This is a genomic window from Nitrosomonas sp. Is35, assembly GCF_033063295.1.
In the GTDB taxonomy this organism is placed as follows: Bacteria; Pseudomonadota; Gammaproteobacteria; order Burkholderiales; family Nitrosomonadaceae; genus Nitrosomonas.
Window position 1 is genome coordinate 1,119,774 of the sequence record NZ_JAWJZH010000001.1, and the last position, 17,546, is coordinate 1,137,319.

Here is a 17,546-nt window from a genome sequence, read left to right on the forward strand (position 1 = left end):
GTAACTAAAACGTGGCGATGCACTGTTATTGTAATTTTACAAACTGCGTTTCTATGCCATTTTCTCTGAGTGATGCGCTGGTTTGATCGCTATCCGTTTTGCTGTTGAACGGTCCGATCCGCACACGGTACCAGGTTCCTTTTTCCGCCAGATCGATCGGCTGTACCGATGCGAATACACCCAACATCGCGAGCCGCGCTTTCATATTTTCCGCTTCGTCATTTTTTCTGAATGATCCGGCCTGGAGAAAAATTTTCTCTTTCGCCGCTGCGGGTGCTTTGGTTTGCGGTGTTACCGGGGGCTGTTGTTGCGGTTGCGGCGGTTGCTTCGGTTGTTCCGCCGGAAGCGCGCGCGGCGGTACCGCAGCCATTTGTTGCGGAGGCGGCGGAGTGACCGGGAGGGTAACCGTTAGACGGGGCGGAACAGGCTGTGGCACGATTTCGGCCGGTTTATTGTTTTCCGGTGTTTTCGCGGCTATTTTCGGTTGTGCGGGCGGTTTAGCCGCACGCTTGAAATCCTGGTCAATCTCCGGTTCTTCGATACCCGGCAGTATTTTGTAAAAATCAAACCGGGGTTTTTCTTCTACTACTGCCAAAGGTTCTAGCGGCACCGGTTTCTCCGCGGCTTTGGGGGATTCAGCAGCAGGTTGCGTTTGATTTTTTTCCGATGAGCCGACTACCTTGTCAGCCGGTAAGAACGGGCTGGGTACATAGTTAAGATAAAGCCATATGCCAATTGCGCTCGCAAGACCCAATGCGTAACCGACAAATCCGCCAAAAAACGCGGAACCGCCTTTTTCCGGCGTGGATTTTGTTGGTTTGCGGGTCTTATAATCTCGACTCATGGGTATCCTTATACAGTAATCCGGTTACATTTTATCAGGTGCGCTGACGCCGAGTAACGTCATTCCATTCTTCAGTACTTGGCGGGTAGCTGCAATCAACGCCAGACGGGCGTTTTGCAAGGCAATTTCGGGTACCAGAAAACGTGTTGAATTATAGTAACTATGAAATTCGCTGGCCAGTTCTCTCAGGTAAAACGCGATCAGATGGGGAGAAAATTCCTTTGCGGCCATTTCCACGGTATCGGGGAAATCGATCAATTTTTGCAACAAGGCCAGCTCGGCAGGGCTTGATAACGCGGCCATATCGGCTTCAACCAGATCGGCGGCATCGCCATCCCATTGTGCCAGCACACTGCATACGCGCGCATGGGCGTACTGCACGTAATAAACCGGATTCTCATTGCTCTGCGATTTGGCCAGGTCTAAGTCGAAGTCCAAATGCTGGTCGCTTTTACGCATCACGTAAAAGAACCGCGCGGCATCCTTGCCGACTTCCTCGCGCAATTCCCGCAGCGTGACAAACTCACCGGAACGCGTGGACATGGGCGCTTTTTTGCCGTCGCGGTAGAGCACGGCAAATTGCACCAAAGCGATTTCCAGCTTGGCCGGATCCAGCCCGAGCGCTTGCAATGCGCCTTTGACGCGCGGAATATAACCATGATGATCCGCACCCCAGATATTGATCACTTGTTCGTAACCGCGCTCGAATTTGTTCAGGTGATAGGCGATGTCGGATGCGAAATAAGTGAATTGACCGTTTTCACGCTGCACCACCCGGTCTTTTTCATCGCCGAAGTCGGTGGAGCGGAACCAGATCGCACCATCTTGTTCGTATAAATATTTTTTTTCCTTGAGCAACTGGATGGTACGTGCAACCGAGCCATTATCGTATAACGATTGTTCGGAGAACCACGTATCGAACTCAACGCCGAATTCCATCAGATCGTTGCGGCAATCGCCCAATTGTTCTGTGAGTACAAAATTATGAATATACGCATAATCCTGGCCGAGTACTTTTTTGGCGTTGGCAATTAATTGATCCAAATGTTCGTCGGTACTCACGACAGTTTCCATGACACTGACGGGCAAACCGTCCAACACCAATTCCGGATGGTGCACATAACGTTCGGCATGTGCTTGATGAATCAAACCGGCCATCGACTTAACGTAGTCGCCCTGGTACGCGTTTTGCGGGAACGGAATGTGGATATCGTTAAGCTCCAGATAGCGTAGCCAGGTGGAAAGCGTCAGAATGTCCATCTGGCGTCCCGCATCGTTCACATAAAACTCGCGTGACACGTTGAAACCGGCAGCGGTCAGTACACTCGATAAGCTGGCGCCAATCGCGGCGCCGCGTCCATGACCGACATGCAAGGGACCGGTGGGATTGGCCGAAACGAATTCCACCTGGATTTTTTTTTCTTGACCGAAGTCACTGTGCCCGAACATTTCCTTGCTTTGCAATACCTGATGTACGCATTGCTGCTTGGCGGAATGCTTCAGGAACAAATTGATGAATCCGGCGCCTGCTATTTCCACTTTCTCCAGATAAGGCGAGGCGGGCAGGGCGTTGATCAATAAATCCGCCACTTCGCGCGGGTTTTTATGCAGCGGCTTGGCCAGTTGCATCGCCAGATTGCATGAATAATCGCCGTGACTGGCCTGTTTGGTGCGCGTCAACTCGATGCGGACATTGGCATCCGGTGTGGCGATGGCATTGGCGGCGGTACGGAATAGCTCGGCAAAATGGGTTTTGAAATGCGGGTGAGCGGATGAATTCATGGTTGAGAATAAAGATATAAAATTTTATTGTGTTGCATTATTGTGCATAACGGGAATTGCCGTTGCCGGAAAATGAGCGGTATTTTAGCAGGTGCACAGTTCAGACCAAAGATTGCTGGCGATGCGTTTCAAACAGGCAAATGCCGGCGCTGACAGCGACATTCAGACTTTCGATGCTGCCTTGCATCGGAATCCGCACCAATTGGTCGCAACTCTCGCGCGTCAAGCGCCGCAGGCCTTTTTCTTCGGAACCGAGCACCCAAGCGACAGCGCCCTGGATTGGAAAATGCGTGAGATCGTATTCGGCATCTTCAGCCGTGCCAAAAATCCAGACACCGTGTTCTTTCAGCTGTTTTAACGTACGCGCCAAATTAGTGACAGCAATGTATGGAACGGTATCCGCCGCGCCGCTGGAAACCTTGTAAACCGTAGCAGTCAATCCAACCGCGCGGTCTTTTGGTGCGATCACGGCATGCACGCCGAACGCGTCGGCGACGCGCAGACATGCCCCCAAGTTGTGCGGATCCTGAATGCCATCCAGCACCAGCAGCCGCGCCGGTCCGGTCAGCGTATCCAAAACATCGTCCAGACCGATATGGCTGCGTGCGCTGTCGATACTGGCCACAACACCCTGGTGACGTTCGCTGCCGGTCATGGCGCTAAGTTTGGCGCTATCGCATGGAAGCAGCCGGATTTTCCGGCTTTCGGCCAGTTGGATGAGCGTACGCGCACGTTGATCATCCCGCGCCGCATCGATCAGAATCTCTTTGACGCTCTCCGGGTTTTGCCGCAAACGGCTGGTAACGGCATGGAAACCAAAGATAAAGCGAGTGTTGGACACGTTTTAACCTAGAAACTCAAATGGGAAATGATTGGCTGATTTTTGCGCGTATTTTAGAGCAATTCCTCATCTATGAATGTGATTTCTTGCCTTTCATGGGTGCTTTAGCCGGTGCTTTGGTTTTTGCTTTTGCTTTTGCTTGGTTTTTTGTCTGATCTTTTGCCGGGGTTTTCACTGACGCCGGCTTTTTATCCGGTTCGGCTAACACAAAATCGATTTTGCTGGTTTCCAGGTCGACACGGACCAATTTCACGCGCAGCCGGTCGCCCAAGCGGTATTGCTTGCCGCTGCGCTCGCCGAGCAAGACATGTTTGGCCGCATCGAAATGAAAATAATCGCTCGGTAATTCGGAAATATGCACCAGTCCTTCAACATACACGCCATCCAGGGCAACAAACAAGCCGAAGCCGGTCACGCTGCTGATCACACCATCGAAGCATTCGCCGATTCTATCCTGCATATAAAAACATTTGAGCCAGGATTCGACATCCCGCGTGGCATCATCGGCGCGCCGCTCGGTCATCGAGCAATGTTGGCCCAGTTCGTGCCAATCGCCAGGATTGTAGGTTTCGCCATTGAGGACCGATTTGATGGCGCGATGCACCAGCAAATCGGGGTAGCGCCGAATCGGCGAGGTGAAATGCGTATACGCATCGTACGCCAGCCCGAAGTGTCCGGTGAGATCGGGACTGTAGATAGCCTGTTTCAACGATCTGAGCATGACGGTTTGCAGCAATTGCGCATCCGGCCTGCCTTGAATTTTGAGCAGGGTTTGCGCGTAATCCTTGGCGCCCGGTTTGGTCTTGCCGCCCAGTTGAATACCGAATTCCTTCAGGAAATTGCGCAATGCTTCGATTTTTTCCGGAACCGGGCTTTCATGGATGCGATATAGCGTGGTCTGGCCGTTCTTTTGCAGGAAATCCGCCGCGCAGACATTCGCCGCCAGCATGCATTCCTCGATCAAACGATGCGCTTCGGTGCGTTGCACCGGCACAATCTTTTCGATTTTTCCTTGATCGTTAAAGAACATCTGGGTTTCGGTGGTTTCAAAATCGATCGCGCCGCGTTTCTTGCGCGCTTTCAGCAGCGCTTTGAACAATTTGTTAGTGCGTTGCAAGTGCGGCAGCAGCGCGGCGTGTTCCTTGGCTTCGGCTCCTTTCGGATTGGCCAGGATCGCCGCAACAAGGTTGTAAGTCAGCCGTGCGTGCGAGCGCATCACCGCAGGATAAAATACATAATCGAGTATTTCGCCGTTATTCTGGAATTGGATTTCACACACCATGCAGAGGCGGTTCTTGTCCGGATTGAGCGAACACAACTCGTTCGAGAGCGCCTCCGGCAGCATCGGAATGACGCGGCGTGGAAAATACACGGAATTGCCCCGGCTCAGCGCTTCCTGATCAATCGCATCTTTCGGTTTGACGTAGTGGCTGACATCCGCGATCGCTACATATAACCGGTACCCATCGCCGTTATCCTCGCAATACACAGCATCGTCGAAGTCGCGCGCGGTTTCGCTATCGATGGTGACGAGCGGTAAATGACTGATATCCTTGCGTCCCTTGAATTCTTTCTTCAAGACATTCTTGGGAAATTTGGCGGAGAGTTTTTCTATCTCGGGAGGAAAAATGTAAGGCAGATCGTGTTTGCGCAAAGCGATCTCAATTTCCATGCCGGGTGCGGTGTAATCGCCCAGAATTTCGATAATCTTGCCGATCGGTTGGGTTTGTTTGTTCGGTTGCTGGATGATTTCCACGATGACGATCTGACCCGCCTTGGCCTTGAGTGAGTGCTCGTTGGCGATCAGAATATCCTGGCTGATACGTTTGTTTTCAGCCACGACATATAAAATACCGTGATCAATATACAGTCGTCCCACCAACTGGGTGTTGGTATGTTCCAGAACTTCTACAATGGCGGCTTCCCGGCGTCCGCGCCGATCCAAGCCGATTTCCCGCACCAGTACCCGGTCGCCATGCAGCGCCTTGTTCATTTCTTTCGCGCTGAGATACAAATCCGGGCTGGCATCATCGGGAATCAGAAAACCGAATCCGTCGGGATGGCCTTGCACCCGGCCTTTGATCAGATCGAGTTTCTCCATCACGCAGAGATCGCCTTTGCGGTTACGGAAAATCTGACCTTCGCGCATCATCGCCGTTAACCGGCGATTAAACAGCTCTTCTTCTTTTTTTGTGATATCCAGTAATTTCTGTAATACCTGCTCAGCCAGTGGAATTCCCTGCTGCTGCAAAATCTGCAGAATATATTCCCGGCTGGGCAATGGACTTTCGTAGCGCTCTTTCTCACGTTTGAGATGCGGATCCAGATTACGCAGTTTTTGATTCTTCTTAATTGACAAAACAGTGGTTTCCTATAGAATTACGCGTTCTTTGACAGCCTGACACGGTTGTCTCTTGCCCAGATGGCGGAATTGGTAGACGCGCATGGTTCAGGTCCATGTGCCTTCGGGTGTGGAGGTTCGAGTCCTCTTCTGGGCACCATCAGCACATAATAAGTTATTGAGTATTAAAACAATAATTTTTATATTAAGTCTTTCTATACCATAAACTATGCCGCAAAAATCACTCAGCAATTTTTGCGTATTATTTCCGGTGAATTTCTGTTATTTCCGACCTTATAGCACATTGGTGATGCTATGTATTGCATTAATATAATGGCGATAGGGAAAATTTAAATACCTCCGCGCGATCTATTTATTCGACAAGAACAGCATTGCGCAGGTAAAAGAGATAACGAGCCCCAATAATACGAAAGCTAATACAGCGCCATTGCCGGTCAGTATAAAGCTTCCGTAGAGGAGCAAGGAAAATACTAATGAGCCGATCATGAGAATTTTTTTCATAACACAATATCCTTTCTAGTAATTAATCAAAGCCCGTTTGAATCATCTGTCTGATTTTTTTGAATGCAGGTGATGGTAAACGTCAACGCCGGATTTTTCCGGAACTCCGCGCATTCTTCCATCAATGAGAGAAAAGGGCAAAGCCTGTTTTGCTTCCTGCAGTAGAATCAATGGCGGAGTCGTTATCCCGCGGATCAGCTAACTTCGATTACGATGTGCAATCGCGCCGCTGAAGAAGACCAGGCCAATAAGCAACATGGCATAAGCCGATGGCTCTGGTACAGGAGTCAAAACACCGAATAATCCGTGACTTTCATCGTCAGGCCCGGCAGTGAAATACAACAGATGGCTGCTTCCCGCCAAACCATCGTTACCGGGTGATATTGCCCAGAGTCCGTCGATTGCGACAGGGCTGCTATCGGAGCCAAGCACTTGCCCCAGATATGCATGCGTTGCAGGGTCAAAGGCGCTGATATGGCCATCGCCAAAATTGCCCACTAGCAGTGCCCCGGCCATCGATCCGAAGGATGAGGGAGAGCGATCGCCAAACCCCAAGGTGCATTTAAGGTGCCGCCAGTTGCGATCCGAGACAGGAAGTTTCCCTGCAAGTCATAGGCATCCACCAGACCGAGTCCCGGTCCTGCCACTTCATCCGGCGATAATGGGTCTTGCTGGGCATAAGTCACATACAGCGTACCGCCCAAGTTTTGCACATTAAACGGCGCATAGCCAGCTGGAAGAGCAGGGTCGGTGAATGAGCCCGGAAGGGAGGGAGATGCGACGGAGCCTTTGAGCACATCGATCGCGCCGGAATGGAAGTTGGCGGTGTAGAGATAGCTGTCTGCGGCAATTGTACCGAGTGCTGCGCCTTTATAGAGGGAAGACGCGGATGCTGTAGCGAGTGTTTCGGCCGTTGAACCCAAAGCGGGGCGCCAGCCCGAAACGGTGCCGTCTTCGCTTACAAATAAAAAGCGATCGCCATTGAATGCGCTGGTGCCGTTGAAAACCTGGCCGGTGACATTACCGGCACCTGGGATCGAGACGGTTAAGGCTAGCTTGCTGGTTGTTTGATCTACTGGATTTACGCTATATAGCGGCGATGTTCCACTGCCATTGGCGGAGATCCAGAAGGGTCCGGTGGGTGCGTAAGACAATCCCCATGCGTTAATCAGGCCGGTGTCCGTGATTTGCGCGGCATTGGCGCTTTGATCGTCAGTGACCAGATTGTTAATATTGAATAAAACGGCGTGAGAAGGCAGTGCAAAAGAAATTAAAAATAAACCGGTAACAAGTGCTGTGCGATGGAGTCGAATTTTATGCATGATTAAGCTCCTGTATGTATGAGCCGGTGCTAGGGATTGAACTCAACTGTGCTTCTTGAATGGAATGCGCAACGGCCGATATGAAATAGTTTTAAAAAAATTAGAAACACCCTTCTTCGAATTGACACAAATTCCATCTACAGCAAATTAAATGGTTTGTCAAAATGTATATCATTGCTATGATTTGATTAATTAATATGCAGGGGTGTCCGCTTCACTTTGAGTGCGAAGCGGACGAAGCGGTAAAAGAGAGAACGATTGCTTTGAGTCTTGGAGCTAGCCGATTGGTAATCGGCGAGAGAGGGGTTTGAGTGTTCGATGAGGGTTATTCGACCAGCGATTTTTGCTTCATCTCATTTTCTTTTTTCAGTTTCCACCGGATGGTTACGTAGGTGCCACAATACGCACCCAAAAAAGCGGCTGCAATATAAATTTTGTTTTCGACATAATTGGTGACGGTGAATGCCGTGACCAGAATAATCATCGCAGACCAGAATGCGGCGGGGTGTGCTCTTCTTTCTTCCACATCGATGAAATATAGCGTCCAGCAGACATCAGCGAGTGCCATTGCAGCCATGATTAACAGAAACGTAACAATTGAAAATTCCATAAAGAATAACCTCAAGTAAGCACTCGCGCGGGTTGTGAATCACCAGCTTTGTTGTTGCTGGTGATGATAGTCAATCGGACTGGTGGATTTAGGGTGAATGTTATTCACAAATCCGATGACCTTGCCTTGATAACGTGTCAGCCCGCGAATTGACAAGCGCCCGTCAGTGTCCGAGATTTTCAGGCTGCCACCAAGGGAGTTCGTGATGATCGGTAGCGGCGTGCCGAAGACTTTTGCGGCCACATAGGCGCTTGCCGCGCTGCCTGTACCGCAGCTCAGCGTGACATCCTCCACGCCGACTTCAAATGTGCGCACGGAAATGCCGTCCGCATCGCGCCAGATAAAATTAACGTTAACGCCTTCCGGGTGGCCGACAAATTCACATAATGATTTTTCTTCACGTATCGACCGGCCAAAGATTCTGGCGTTTTCCAAACTCATTTCCGAACCGATCACCACCACGTGCGGAACACCAGTGAAAACATAATGCAGTTGATCGTTAATTTGCTGGTATTCTCGCGCTTCACCCAAATTCACCTCGGTCAAATCGTCGATGACGCGTACTTCCTTTTTGCCGTCGCCGGTGACAATCGAAAAAATGTCATTACGGATGTAGGTATCGTGCAAATAACGCGTGGCGCAACGTAGACCGTTACCGCACATGGTTTCCTCAGTGCCATCTCGATCGAAGATTTTCATCGTCGGCGTGCGTTGCAGGGGGTCCATATCCACGAAAAGAATGCCGTCGGTTTCGTGCTGCGTGGACAATGCGCTTGAAATCAGTGATCGATTAAACCCAGCCAAAGGCGTTTTCATCTCATCCACCACGAGGAAAGAATTGCCACACCCATCCATTTTTATCGCTTTAATTCTCATGATCCAGTCCGTCTCTTGAATGCATCGTTATGAAATGGCAAGAAATACTGCTTACTTGCCTAGCTAAAGGGCCTGTAGCCCGCCCGTCTTGTGAGATGCGCCTGGGCTACGCCCGGGATAAATTCTTCCTGCACAATACCGGTCAAGGCAAAGCCGTTTTTCAGATAAAACCGCAAACTTTCATTGGCATCGGCGTCGGTTACGACATTGAGGATTTTTCCGCCTTGCCGTTCGATCTCCGCGAAAATACTATCCAGCATCAGAGAACCGAACCCTTTACTGCGATGTTCCTTATCAACCGCCAATGTCAGCAGGTGATAGGTATCAACCGTCTTTCTGGCGATGGCATAACCGACTGGTTTGCCGTCATCCATGGCGCAAACGCCAAAATTCTTACCGCGCGCGATGTCTTCCAGTTCCTCGCGAATGGCTGCTTCATACATGGAACCAATGTCTTGCAGCGCGATTTTTATCAGGCTGGCGTGCAGTTCCTTGGAAATCGATACAATCATGATGTGTGCTCTGCCGTTGGTTTTCCTAAAAGGGTGTACACCCGGTCACGATAGGTGACGGTGCCTGCTTTGGCCGCTTTGCCGATGGCCTGATTCACCAGGTTTTCGAGCGTTTCGGTTTTTCCTGCAAATTGTTCCGGGTATCTGAGCGAGAGCCGCTGTATGGCGGTGTAAACGATCAAAGCGATCATGTCGCTGTGCGCGATGTTTGCGTGCCGGCACATATTGGTCAGATCCGCCTCGGTTGGGTGCACGCCAGGAATCACATTGGCTTCCAGGAAATACAGCTGGCCGTCGCGTTCGCGGAAATCCATGCGGTTGTAGTCGCGCACCTCAAGCGCCTCGTGTGCCTCGATGGCGATTTTCGCGTAGCTTTTCGCTTTCTCGCTCCAATCAAGATGCGAGATGTAAGGGTTCTCGATATCTTTTACATGCGGGTCGCGCACATGCGGTTGTCCGGGAATCTTGGCGAAGTCGATTTCAAGGATGGGCAGCACATAATTGCCAATCAGGCCGATGGTGTATTCGTTACCGGGCAGGAACTCTTCAACGAGCGCTGGTTGGTTGAATTGTGCATAGACTGCGCTCACCGCTTCATTGAGTTCTGCAATCGTGTGCACTTTGCTCTTTTGGCTGATGCCGATGCTGGTACCTTCGCTGTAGGGCTTGACCATCAACGGGAAGGCTAAATCGCCAAGCTGTTCTCCGGGTAGCATGAGCTGGAAGCGTGCGGTCGGCACATCGTCATACGCAACGATCTTTTTGGCTGTCGCCTTATCCATTTTGTTAATGAAGGTCTTGGGGCTGCTGCCGGTGTAAGGAATATGCAGGTGTTCGCAAAAGAATGGCACGATAGCTTCGCGCAATTCTTTTTCATCCAATCCTTCGGTGTTATTGAATACCAAATCGATCTGTTCTTTGCGCTGTTCGAGCTGCGCGTAAATGTCCGGGCCGACATCGATCAATTCCACATTTGCGCCGATGCGTTCCAACGCTGCCGTCACCGCTTTGATGGTATCAGGACCTTCAAACTCGCCATAGCGCTCGTCTTCCATCCATGGTTTTCTTACATTACAGGTATAGGCAATATTCAGTTTTCTCATAACGAACGCGGAGCGAGCATATTTTATTAGTTAGATTTTTTGTAAAGCTGCAATTCTGGCGCTCCCATCAAGCCGGGAGCCTGTCATGCGAGAGCAATTAACGAAGCAGGTTACTATTCGTTGACAGAGGAAGATGGTTAAACGGTAATATTTTTTTACACTAGGCGAATGCCTGACGCTAACCGATGGAGTGCTGAATGCCTGGTGCCAGATTTTCGTTCATTTTCCGTGCCGGTTGTTGTACGCTGCGGTTTTCCACGATAGAGCACAAGTGTCCAAACTATGATTACCGGCGTCATCAAAAATCAAGTCGATCAAATCTGGAGCATTGAATCACTCTGGTTTTCCGAGCGTAGTTTCCCGCCTAATGATCGTTTACACAAAAATTCTTACAACTTCGACCGCTTTAGCTCATGCGTCTGATTTTTGTATGCTGTACTTGCCGTTTTTGTAGCCATCGGATAACGCCTGTCATATAAATAACTGGGCAAGCAAGTCCACTGAGGAAAATCAGAATTCGTCCGATCCACCCAAACGCCTTACCCGAATGTAACGGCCATTGCCAATCGAGAAATGTTTCTCCTGCACTCCGGCGTGTATCAGGTGCACGCACATCCAATATTTTCCCGCTGTACTGATCAATCGCGATTTGACGCTCCGGCCAGAAAGTATTCAACTGGGGCACATTTCTTTGTACCACGGTAAAGACCCCTGTGCCACTAGCTGGCGGGTAAATTGCATTGAGTTTCCCGCCGGGAAAATGTTCCATGGCGATATTCCAGGCATGTTCCACGCCGATGGATGGCATGGTGGTAACCGGCCCTGACAAGAATTTGTGCGGATAATCCCGGGTAGAAGGAGAAAACTGCTGAGTTACCCAGACAAACGGCTCATTGAGATTCATGTACACGCCCGACAGCAAGACTGCGCCGAGCACGGGAAAGAAATAAAAAGAAGATGTCTTGTGTAGATCGAAGTTGAATCGCACCACTCCTGAGCGGCTTTTGATGGTGAGAGCTTTGCGCCAATGACCGGTGACAGGCCACCAGACTATCAAGCCTGTGATCAATGAGATAATCAGAAGCAGGGCAGCGATCGCAACGATCACAAACCCATTCGCGCCCAACAGCAAACTGAAATGAAGCTGGAAGATAAAGTCCATCAGGTAATCCGGAATCCATTCATCCGCGCCATAGTTACGCACGCCGGTTACTTTCGCTTGATAGGGATCAACAAAGATACGTTGCCAATCACCGGACTCCCGGCTGGCATAAATAGCAAATACACCTGCACTATTGCGCGGGCCATACAACGCTGTGATCTTACTGCCTTGAGCCGCCGCTTGCTCTGCCGAATGGACGATCTTATGCAATGATTGAAAGATGGCTTCACCATCGGCGCGATCAGCTTGCTTAGGTACAGTCACCGTCAGCAACTCAGGATTCAGCCATTCGTCAATCTCTTGCCAGAACACCAGGATGCTACCGGTAATACCAAAAATCACTAACAGTGCCCCTGCAAACAAACCAAGATACAAATGGATGTCAAGCCATAGCCGACGCCATGACCGGCCCCGCTGATCACGAAAAGCCCTTGGATTATTGCTTGTTCCGGTTTCTGAAGACATCGCTAGTAATCAATCCGCAGCGAACCTAGAAAAGTGCGTGGTGCACCGACTGTGATGAAATTTCCGCTATTGGTTCCCACAAAATATTTCTCATCGGAAACATTCAGCACGTTGAGTTGAGCGGTAAGCCGCATCTTCTGCATTGCTTTAACTTGATAGCTCGCCATTAAATTACCGATCACAAATGCTGGTAATTGATAGTTGTTGCCCGGATCGCCCTGACGTTTCCCAATCCCCTGAATTCCTCCACCCAGCTTAAGTCCGCGTAACGCTTCATTGCGGAACTCATAGGTGCTCCATAGGGTACCGGTGTGTTCGGCGGCCAGAAACAATCGCTTGCCTTGATTGCCCAAGTTAGTTCCAATCACATTACCATCAGGATCAAATTCGGTTCCGCGATCCTTAGTGATTTTAGCGAAAGGCAAATGACTGTATGTGGCAATCAGATTCCAACCGGGTAGAACTTCTCCGGCTACATCCACTTCGATACCGCGGGTTTCCGCTTCTCCTATTGCTCTTGAACGGAATGGATTGGCCGGATCAGGCGCGCCAATTCCCTGCTTGGTCAGCTCAAAATAGGAAAAGGTTGACCTCAGACGGCCATCAAAGAATTCGGTTTTTAAGCCCGCTTCCCATTGTTGTGCAGTCTGCGGCGGCAATCTTTGTCCATCGATATTGAATAACGTATTCGACGCACCGAAGTTCTCGGTATAGCTACCATACATGGAAAGCCAAGGTACCGGTTGCCACAGCAAGCCGCCACGAGGTGTAAACCGGTCTTCTGCAGAAGTGGTCATGCCGGCTACCGTGTTACGCCCAACCGCATTGTCGTAACGGAATCCCCCCAGAACATGAAAATTGTACGGAAGCTTAATCTGATCTTGAAAATAGGCGCCGTGCCATGATTGCGTAATACCGATATTAAAATTATTGATGGGATCCAGAGTAGGGCGTCCAGTCAAATAAGTTGGATTGAAAATATTAAATGCCGGCGCAGCGGCGCAACAATTACTTTTAATTTTGTCGTCCATAAAGATGTAGTCGTAGCCAAACAAGAGCGTGTGTTTGAGTACGCCGGTCGTCACATTACCGGTTAAATTGACCGAGGTTTGAAATCGATTGGAATGATTAGTAGGGGCATTGTTAAAGAATCTTTCTAATGAGCCATTTGCAGCAGCAGGGGTAAACCAGAACAATGAGTTGCCACTGTAATCAAGCAGTTCTGCCGATAAGCGGTGCGAAATAGTCCAGTCGCTATTCAACATATGCGACCAGTTAACACCGATGAAATAACGGTCTCCGGGATTTCTGTTATTTGCAGGTTCTCCCGAGAAAAGATTACGCGGAACATCAGCGGGACGATTACCCATATTAGGAATCCCCGGATCCGCCACGTTTTTGAAACTTTGATATTCGAGCTCAGCGGTAATCTGGGTTTGCGGACTAATATTGAATCTCACGACAGGCGCAATAAAAACCGATCTAGTATTAACGAAATCTCGAAATGACCCAGAGTTTTCGTAAGACAGATTGAGGCGGTAGAGCAAACGGTCATCCTTTGTCAGGGGGCCGGTTGCATCGGCTGTTGTACGGTAAAAATCAAACGAACCCGCCTGTTGCTGTAGTGAATAATAGGGTGTCGCCAGCGGTTGTTTGGTAACCGTATTGATAATCCCACCCGGATCGGCACGGCCAAACAAGATAGAACCAGGGCCTTTGAGTACCTGAATCTCTTCAATATTAGCCATCTCGCGCTTGACTGTGCCTCCGCCCAGGGAATTCGGCATGAAAACACCGTTGCGGTACGTGGTATCGCTGCTAAATCCACGAATCAGAAATCCATCGGATCCGCCCTGATTGGTTGGCATCTGGGTTACGCCACTGACATTCTGCAAAACGGAATCGAGTCTGATGGCTTGCTGGTCTTGTAAGACTTGCCGTGGTAGTGACTGAACGGAAAAGGGTGTTTCCATAACCGGCGTATTAGTCTTGGTAGCTGTTGAGGTGTTTGGCCGGATGAATTGGGTGTTATAGGGAGAACCCGGATTGGTGTAATCTCTGACCGTGACCTCCGGCAGTACCATGGATTTGGAGGGCGTTGTCTCTCCTCCGGATTTCTTGATCACATAAGTATCTTTTCCGCTTGCCAGGTAGATGCACGCTGTTCCACGCAGCAGATGTGCCAGTGCCTGCTCGGGACTCATTAATCCGTTAACGGCTTGACTGCGGATGTCCTGCAGATTCTCGACGGTAAATAATAACTGAATCCCCGTTTGACTGGATAAGCTGTGGAGCGCCTCCGACAAATTCTGCGCGGGAATATCGATGGTTCTGTTTTGTGCTTGAACAACCCCGGAGAGCGCTACCATCAATCCCAATATCGATAAAATTTTCTGCATTTGTGCTCCTGATTTTTTCTTATGAATGTTGGCCAAAAATTTGGTTTACTTATTCAATAAGACGAAAATGAAAGGAAACACCTGACATGCGGAAATTTTTACAGTATGACGTCTTGAATTATTGTGTTATTTATTTTTCTGATAAAAGCACCGTCATTTCACCTTGCTCAATACTTTGCAGCGGGAACAATGTTTTAAGCGATTGTATCAATCCGGCACGATCAGCTGAGTTGAATTCTCCGCTGACTTTTAGCGTATTTAACCGCGTTTCACCCAATGTGATAGGGTGGACATGGTAACGGTTGATTTGGCGGATGACCTCGCTCAGTAGTGTATCCCGGAAAATTAATCTGTTGTTGCGCCAAGCCGTTACAGTTTCCGCATCCGCCCGGGAAATATCCGATAGCTCGCGCTGCGTGTAGGAAAGTTGCTGCCCATTGTGGATAGTTTTAACCTGTTCGTTTTGACCGTCCAGTGCAATTTCCACTGCGCCTTCAAGTACAGCAACGGTTGTTTTGTCATTGTCCCGGTCGACATTAAACACGGTTCCGATATCCCGGATGATCCCGCCGCCTGCATAAACTTCAAACGCACGGAAGCGTTCGGTGCCAATCTTGAACAATGCTTCGCCGTGTTCGATGGTTACTTTCCGGGTCAATCCGTATGCCGCCAGACGCAGTTTTGTGCCGGTATTGATATCAATGGTGGTTCCATCGGCTAGCACAATCCGTTCGCGTTCGCCGATCGCTGTAATGATGACATCTTCAGTCCGGCTGAGCCAATGCATGGCACTGAATATGAGCGCCAATAGCAACAGGCTTGCAGCTCTAGCACGGAAATTTTTTCGCGGTTTCTGTTCCAGATAATCCAGGTTGTCCCATAGCTGGGCATAAAGTTGGTATTCCGCGCGGTGCAAACTGCTTTGCGCCAACCAGGCTTCAAAGGCTTTTTGTTCGGCATCATTGTTGTTGCTTTGATGCATGCGGAGAAACCATGATGCAGCTTCTTCGGCCAGAGAGGTTTCTGATGACGCCGGGTTTTCTGGATCGGTCGAAGATGGTTTCGGCATGGTGTCGTTCATGCCAATATCTGGCGCAACCGCACCAGTGCCCGGATGAGCAGTTTTTCAACGGCATTGCGGGTGATTCCCAATTGACTGGCGATTTCATCATGCGAAAGGCCGTCGAATTTGTGAAGGATAAATGCGCGGTGGCATTGTGGCGGTAGTCCTTCGATAATGGTACAGAGTTGCTTCAGGATTTGCCGTGCATAAACAATACGCTCGGGATTCAGCGCATCGCTAACCGGCAAATCATGGAGCGGCAGTTCATCAATCGCACGATGAGCCGGTTGCCTGATTTGTAGGCGATGGTAGTCGATTGCCAAGTTTCCGGCGATGCGATAAAGCATTGCGCGTGCATTCTGCAAGGTCTCGCCGGTCTGATAATGCATGATCCGGATAAATGTCTCCTGGGTCAATTCCGCGGCAATCTCGCGGCAACCCACGCGCTTTGACAAAAAAGCGCGTAATTCAGACATATGCCGGAGGTAAATCTGAGTGAGAAAGATACTGGAATTCATGAAGCGGTTTGAAAAGACGGGTCACCTGCAATGCTTGTGCGCCGCATTATGCTTGACACTGATTTCGATTGGAATGCGGCATAATGCCGCATTCCATGGGTAGGCGAACGCTGGTTGTGACTGGAGTAAACCAGTGCTGTGTTGATGGTATCGGGTTGGGTAGCTATCCGTTTTGCTTAATATTTCAGATGGATTGAACCTAGGAAAGCGAGAGGCTGGCCGGGAATATTGTTGTTGCTCGTGGCACCAAATTGCTGTCCATCGCCATTAAAAAATATTTCTGATAGAAGATCGAACTTGATCTTCGAGACTACTCATTAGATGCAAGGGAAGTTGTAATACACAAGATCTTGGTTTCGTTGGTAGAGATTGTTCCTGATCCAGGTTGACCAGAATGCCGGTCAGACTATGCAAAACCATGATCACTTATGACTAAATATGGTCAATTATTTGTGGTTAAACAATTGATTATATTAGTAATTGTGGCGGAGAAGGCGGGATTCGAACCCGCGGTACGGTTTGAGCCGTACACACGCTTTCCAGGCGTGCACCTTCAGCCGCTCGGTCACTTCTCCAGGTAATTTCGGCAAGGGGGCAAAGAATAAACCAGTTCCCCGTTTCGGGCAAATTTGTTTTGCGAATTGTCGCTAATTTTAGCTCAAAAATTTCCATGTCGAGAAGGTGGCGCCTTGTCCGGCTATCGTGCCATCCGGTTTATGGATATTCCAGATGATAATCCGCTCGGCCAAGAAACGTTTGCCGGTACTGGATATCCTGATGCCACTGTAATCAGCATGATAGCCCTGGGTTTTTACCTGTTCCAGCATGCGTGCGCGCTCTTCCCGTTTGGCCGGTTCCGCCGTCAGGCGGGAAGGGGTGCGCGTAAATTGCTGCCAGTCCATCATCCATAAATTGAGCGCCGTGCGATTACCGTAATTTAATACCGGATCATCTTCCGTGCCGTGCGATGCCACCACAAATGCACTGTCGAATAACCGTTCCGCTTGCTCCAGGGGCGTGCCAGTCCGTTCGATCAATTCCTGTTTGACCCAGTGTACGTAGCTGTCGAGTAAATACTGACACCATTGCACCGTTTCGGGATTTTTCCATTCGGTTTGCATTATTCTGCGTTATATCAAAATTTTAATTTAATTCGGTGCAGTCATGGCTAAGCCGCCGCAAACAG

Annotated in this window: 15 protein-coding genes and 2 tRNA genes; 1 reads left to right on the top strand and 16 read right to left on the bottom strand. The window is 49.7% G+C overall.

What is annotated here, in order from left to right; genetic code table 11:
• Positions 1 to 25: 25 nt before the first annotated feature.
• The 4 genes from R2083_RS05095 to rnr form a co-directional block, all read right to left on the bottom strand.
• Positions 26 to 844, bottom strand: coding sequence for an SPOR domain-containing protein (locus R2083_RS05095; RefSeq protein ID WP_317537750.1), 819 nt, complete (start codon positions 842 to 844; stop codon positions 26 to 28).
• 24 nt (positions 845 to 868) lie between these two features.
• Positions 869 to 2,626 (bottom strand): arginine--tRNA ligase, encoded by a 1,758-nt coding sequence (argS, locus tag R2083_RS05100; protein ID WP_317537751.1) that lies wholly within the window; start codon positions 2,624 to 2,626, stop codon positions 869 to 871.
• Positions 2,627 to 2,726: 100 nt separating this feature from the next.
• Positions 2,727 to 3,467: a 23S rRNA (guanosine(2251)-2'-O)-methyltransferase RlmB gene (gene rlmB, locus R2083_RS05105; protein ID WP_317537752.1), complete on the bottom strand. Its 741-nt coding sequence runs from the start codon at positions 3,465 to 3,467 to the stop codon at positions 2,727 to 2,729.
• Positions 3,468 to 3,537: 70 nt separating this feature from the next.
• Positions 3,538 to 5,826 carry a ribonuclease R gene (gene rnr, locus R2083_RS05110; protein WP_317537753.1) on the bottom strand — a complete coding sequence of 763 codons (2,289 nt, stop codon included), beginning with the start codon at positions 5,824 to 5,826 and terminating at the stop codon, positions 3,538 to 3,540.
• A 57-nt stretch (positions 5,827 to 5,883) separates the two neighbouring features.
• Here rnr and R2083_RS05115 point away from each other — a divergent pair.
• Positions 5,884 to 5,968 (top strand) — tRNA-Leu (locus tag R2083_RS05115).
• A 560-nt stretch (positions 5,969 to 6,528) separates the two neighbouring features.
• Here the strand turns inward: R2083_RS05115 and R2083_RS05120 are convergent.
• The 12 genes from R2083_RS05120 to R2083_RS05175 all read right to left on the bottom strand — a co-directional run bounded on the left by R2083_RS05120 (position 6,529) and on the right by R2083_RS05175 (position 17,481).
• On the bottom strand, positions 6,529 to 6,846 hold the full coding sequence (locus R2083_RS05120; protein WP_317537754.1) for a TIGR03118 family protein: 318 nt from the start codon (positions 6,844 to 6,846) through the stop codon (positions 6,529 to 6,531).
• Positions 6,828 to 7,652 carry a TIGR03118 family protein gene (locus tag R2083_RS05125; RefSeq protein ID WP_317537755.1) on the bottom strand — a complete coding sequence of 275 codons (825 nt, stop codon included), beginning with the start codon at positions 7,650 to 7,652 and terminating at the stop codon, positions 6,828 to 6,830. Before R2083_RS05125 ends, R2083_RS05120 begins: the two co-directional genes overlap by 19 nt.
• A gap of 325 nt (positions 7,653 to 7,977) precedes the next feature.
• The gene (locus tag R2083_RS05130) at positions 7,978 to 8,262 is read right to left on the bottom strand and encodes a hypothetical protein (protein WP_317531076.1); all 285 of its coding nucleotides are present in this window, start codon (positions 8,260 to 8,262) and stop codon (positions 7,978 to 7,980) included.
• Between the two features lie 39 nt (positions 8,263 to 8,301).
• A complete protein-coding gene (gene dapF, locus R2083_RS05135; protein WP_317537756.1) occupies positions 8,302 to 9,138 on the bottom strand; it encodes a diaminopimelate epimerase in 837 nt (278 codons plus the stop codon).
• A gap of 59 nt (positions 9,139 to 9,197) precedes the next feature.
• The gene (locus R2083_RS05140; protein ID WP_317537757.1) at positions 9,198 to 9,650 is read right to left on the bottom strand and encodes a GNAT family N-acetyltransferase; all 453 of its coding nucleotides are present in this window, start codon (positions 9,648 to 9,650) and stop codon (positions 9,198 to 9,200) included.
• Complete coding sequence (locus R2083_RS05145) at positions 9,647 to 10,753, bottom strand: hypothetical protein (protein ID WP_317531073.1); 1,107 nt, start codon at positions 10,751 to 10,753, stop codon at positions 9,647 to 9,649. The genes R2083_RS05140 and R2083_RS05145 overlap by 4 nt, the downstream gene beginning before the upstream one ends.
• A gap of 406 nt (positions 10,754 to 11,159) precedes the next feature.
• A complete protein-coding gene (locus tag R2083_RS05150; RefSeq protein WP_317531072.1) occupies positions 11,160 to 12,380 on the bottom strand; it encodes a PepSY-associated TM helix domain-containing protein in 1,221 nt (406 codons plus the stop codon).
• A 2-nt stretch (positions 12,381 to 12,382) separates the two neighbouring features.
• Positions 12,383 to 14,779: a TonB-dependent receptor gene (locus R2083_RS05155; RefSeq protein ID WP_317537758.1), complete on the bottom strand. Its 2,397-nt coding sequence runs from the start codon at positions 14,777 to 14,779 to the stop codon at positions 12,383 to 12,385.
• A 130-nt stretch (positions 14,780 to 14,909) separates the two neighbouring features.
• Positions 14,910 to 15,848 carry a FecR family protein gene (locus R2083_RS05160; RefSeq protein WP_317531070.1) on the bottom strand — a complete coding sequence of 313 codons (939 nt, stop codon included), beginning with the start codon at positions 15,846 to 15,848 and terminating at the stop codon, positions 14,910 to 14,912.
• 8 nt (positions 15,849 to 15,856) lie between these two features.
• The gene (locus R2083_RS05165; RefSeq protein ID WP_317537759.1) at positions 15,857 to 16,360 is read right to left on the bottom strand and encodes an RNA polymerase sigma factor; all 504 of its coding nucleotides are present in this window, start codon (positions 16,358 to 16,360) and stop codon (positions 15,857 to 15,859) included.
• Between the two features lie 483 nt (positions 16,361 to 16,843).
• Positions 16,844 to 16,935 (bottom strand) — tRNA-Ser (locus R2083_RS05170).
• Positions 16,936 to 17,013: 78 nt separating this feature from the next.
• Entirely contained in the window at positions 17,014 to 17,481 is a 468-nt protein-coding gene (locus tag R2083_RS05175) for an MEKHLA domain-containing protein (protein ID WP_317537760.1), read from the bottom strand.
• Positions 17,482 to 17,546 lie beyond the last annotated feature (65 nt).

What these genes read in the sequence shown, in the direction of transcription:
- dapF (WP_317537756.1), bottom strand. Translation starts at nt 9,138, where the DNA reads ATGAGAATTAAAGCGATAAAAATGGATGGGTGTGGCAATTCTTTCCTC.
- R2083_RS05150 (WP_317531072.1), bottom strand. Translation starts at nt 12,380, where the DNA reads ATGTCTTCAGAAACCGGAACAAGCAATAATCCAAGGGCTTTTCGTGAT.
- R2083_RS05120 (WP_317537754.1), bottom strand. Translation starts at nt 6,846, where the DNA reads ATGGCCGGGGCACTGCTAGTGGGCAATTTTGGCGATGGCCATATCAGC.
- R2083_RS05145 (WP_317531073.1), bottom strand. Translation starts at nt 10,753, where the DNA reads ATGAGAAAACTGAATATTGCCTATACCTGTAATGTAAGAAAACCATGG.
- R2083_RS05165 (WP_317537759.1), bottom strand. Translation starts at nt 16,360, where the DNA reads ATGAATTCCAGTATCTTTCTCACTCAGATTTACCTCCGGCATATGTCT.
- R2083_RS05130 (WP_317531076.1), bottom strand. Translation starts at nt 8,262, where the DNA reads ATGGAATTTTCAATTGTTACGTTTCTGTTAATCATGGCTGCAATGGCA.
- R2083_RS05125 (WP_317537755.1), bottom strand. Translation starts at nt 7,652, where the DNA reads ATGCATAAAATTCGACTCCATCGCACAGCACTTGTTACCGGTTTATTT.
- argS (WP_317537751.1), bottom strand. Translation starts at nt 2,626, where the DNA reads ATGAATTCATCCGCTCACCCGCATTTCAAAACCCATTTTGCCGAGCTA.
- R2083_RS05160 (WP_317531070.1), bottom strand. Translation starts at nt 15,848, where the DNA reads ATGCCGAAACCATCTTCGACCGATCCAGAAAACCCGGCGTCATCAGAA.
- R2083_RS05140 (WP_317537757.1), bottom strand. Translation starts at nt 9,650, where the DNA reads ATGATTGTATCGATTTCCAAGGAACTGCACGCCAGCCTGATAAAAATC.
- R2083_RS05155 (WP_317537758.1), bottom strand. Translation starts at nt 14,779, where the DNA reads ATGCAGAAAATTTTATCGATATTGGGATTGATGGTAGCGCTCTCCGGG.
- R2083_RS05175 (WP_317537760.1), bottom strand. Translation starts at nt 17,481, where the DNA reads ATGCAAACCGAATGGAAAAATCCCGAAACGGTGCAATGGTGTCAGTAT.
- R2083_RS05095 (WP_317537750.1), bottom strand. Translation starts at nt 844, where the DNA reads ATGAGTCGAGATTATAAGACCCGCAAACCAACAAAATCCACGCCGGAA.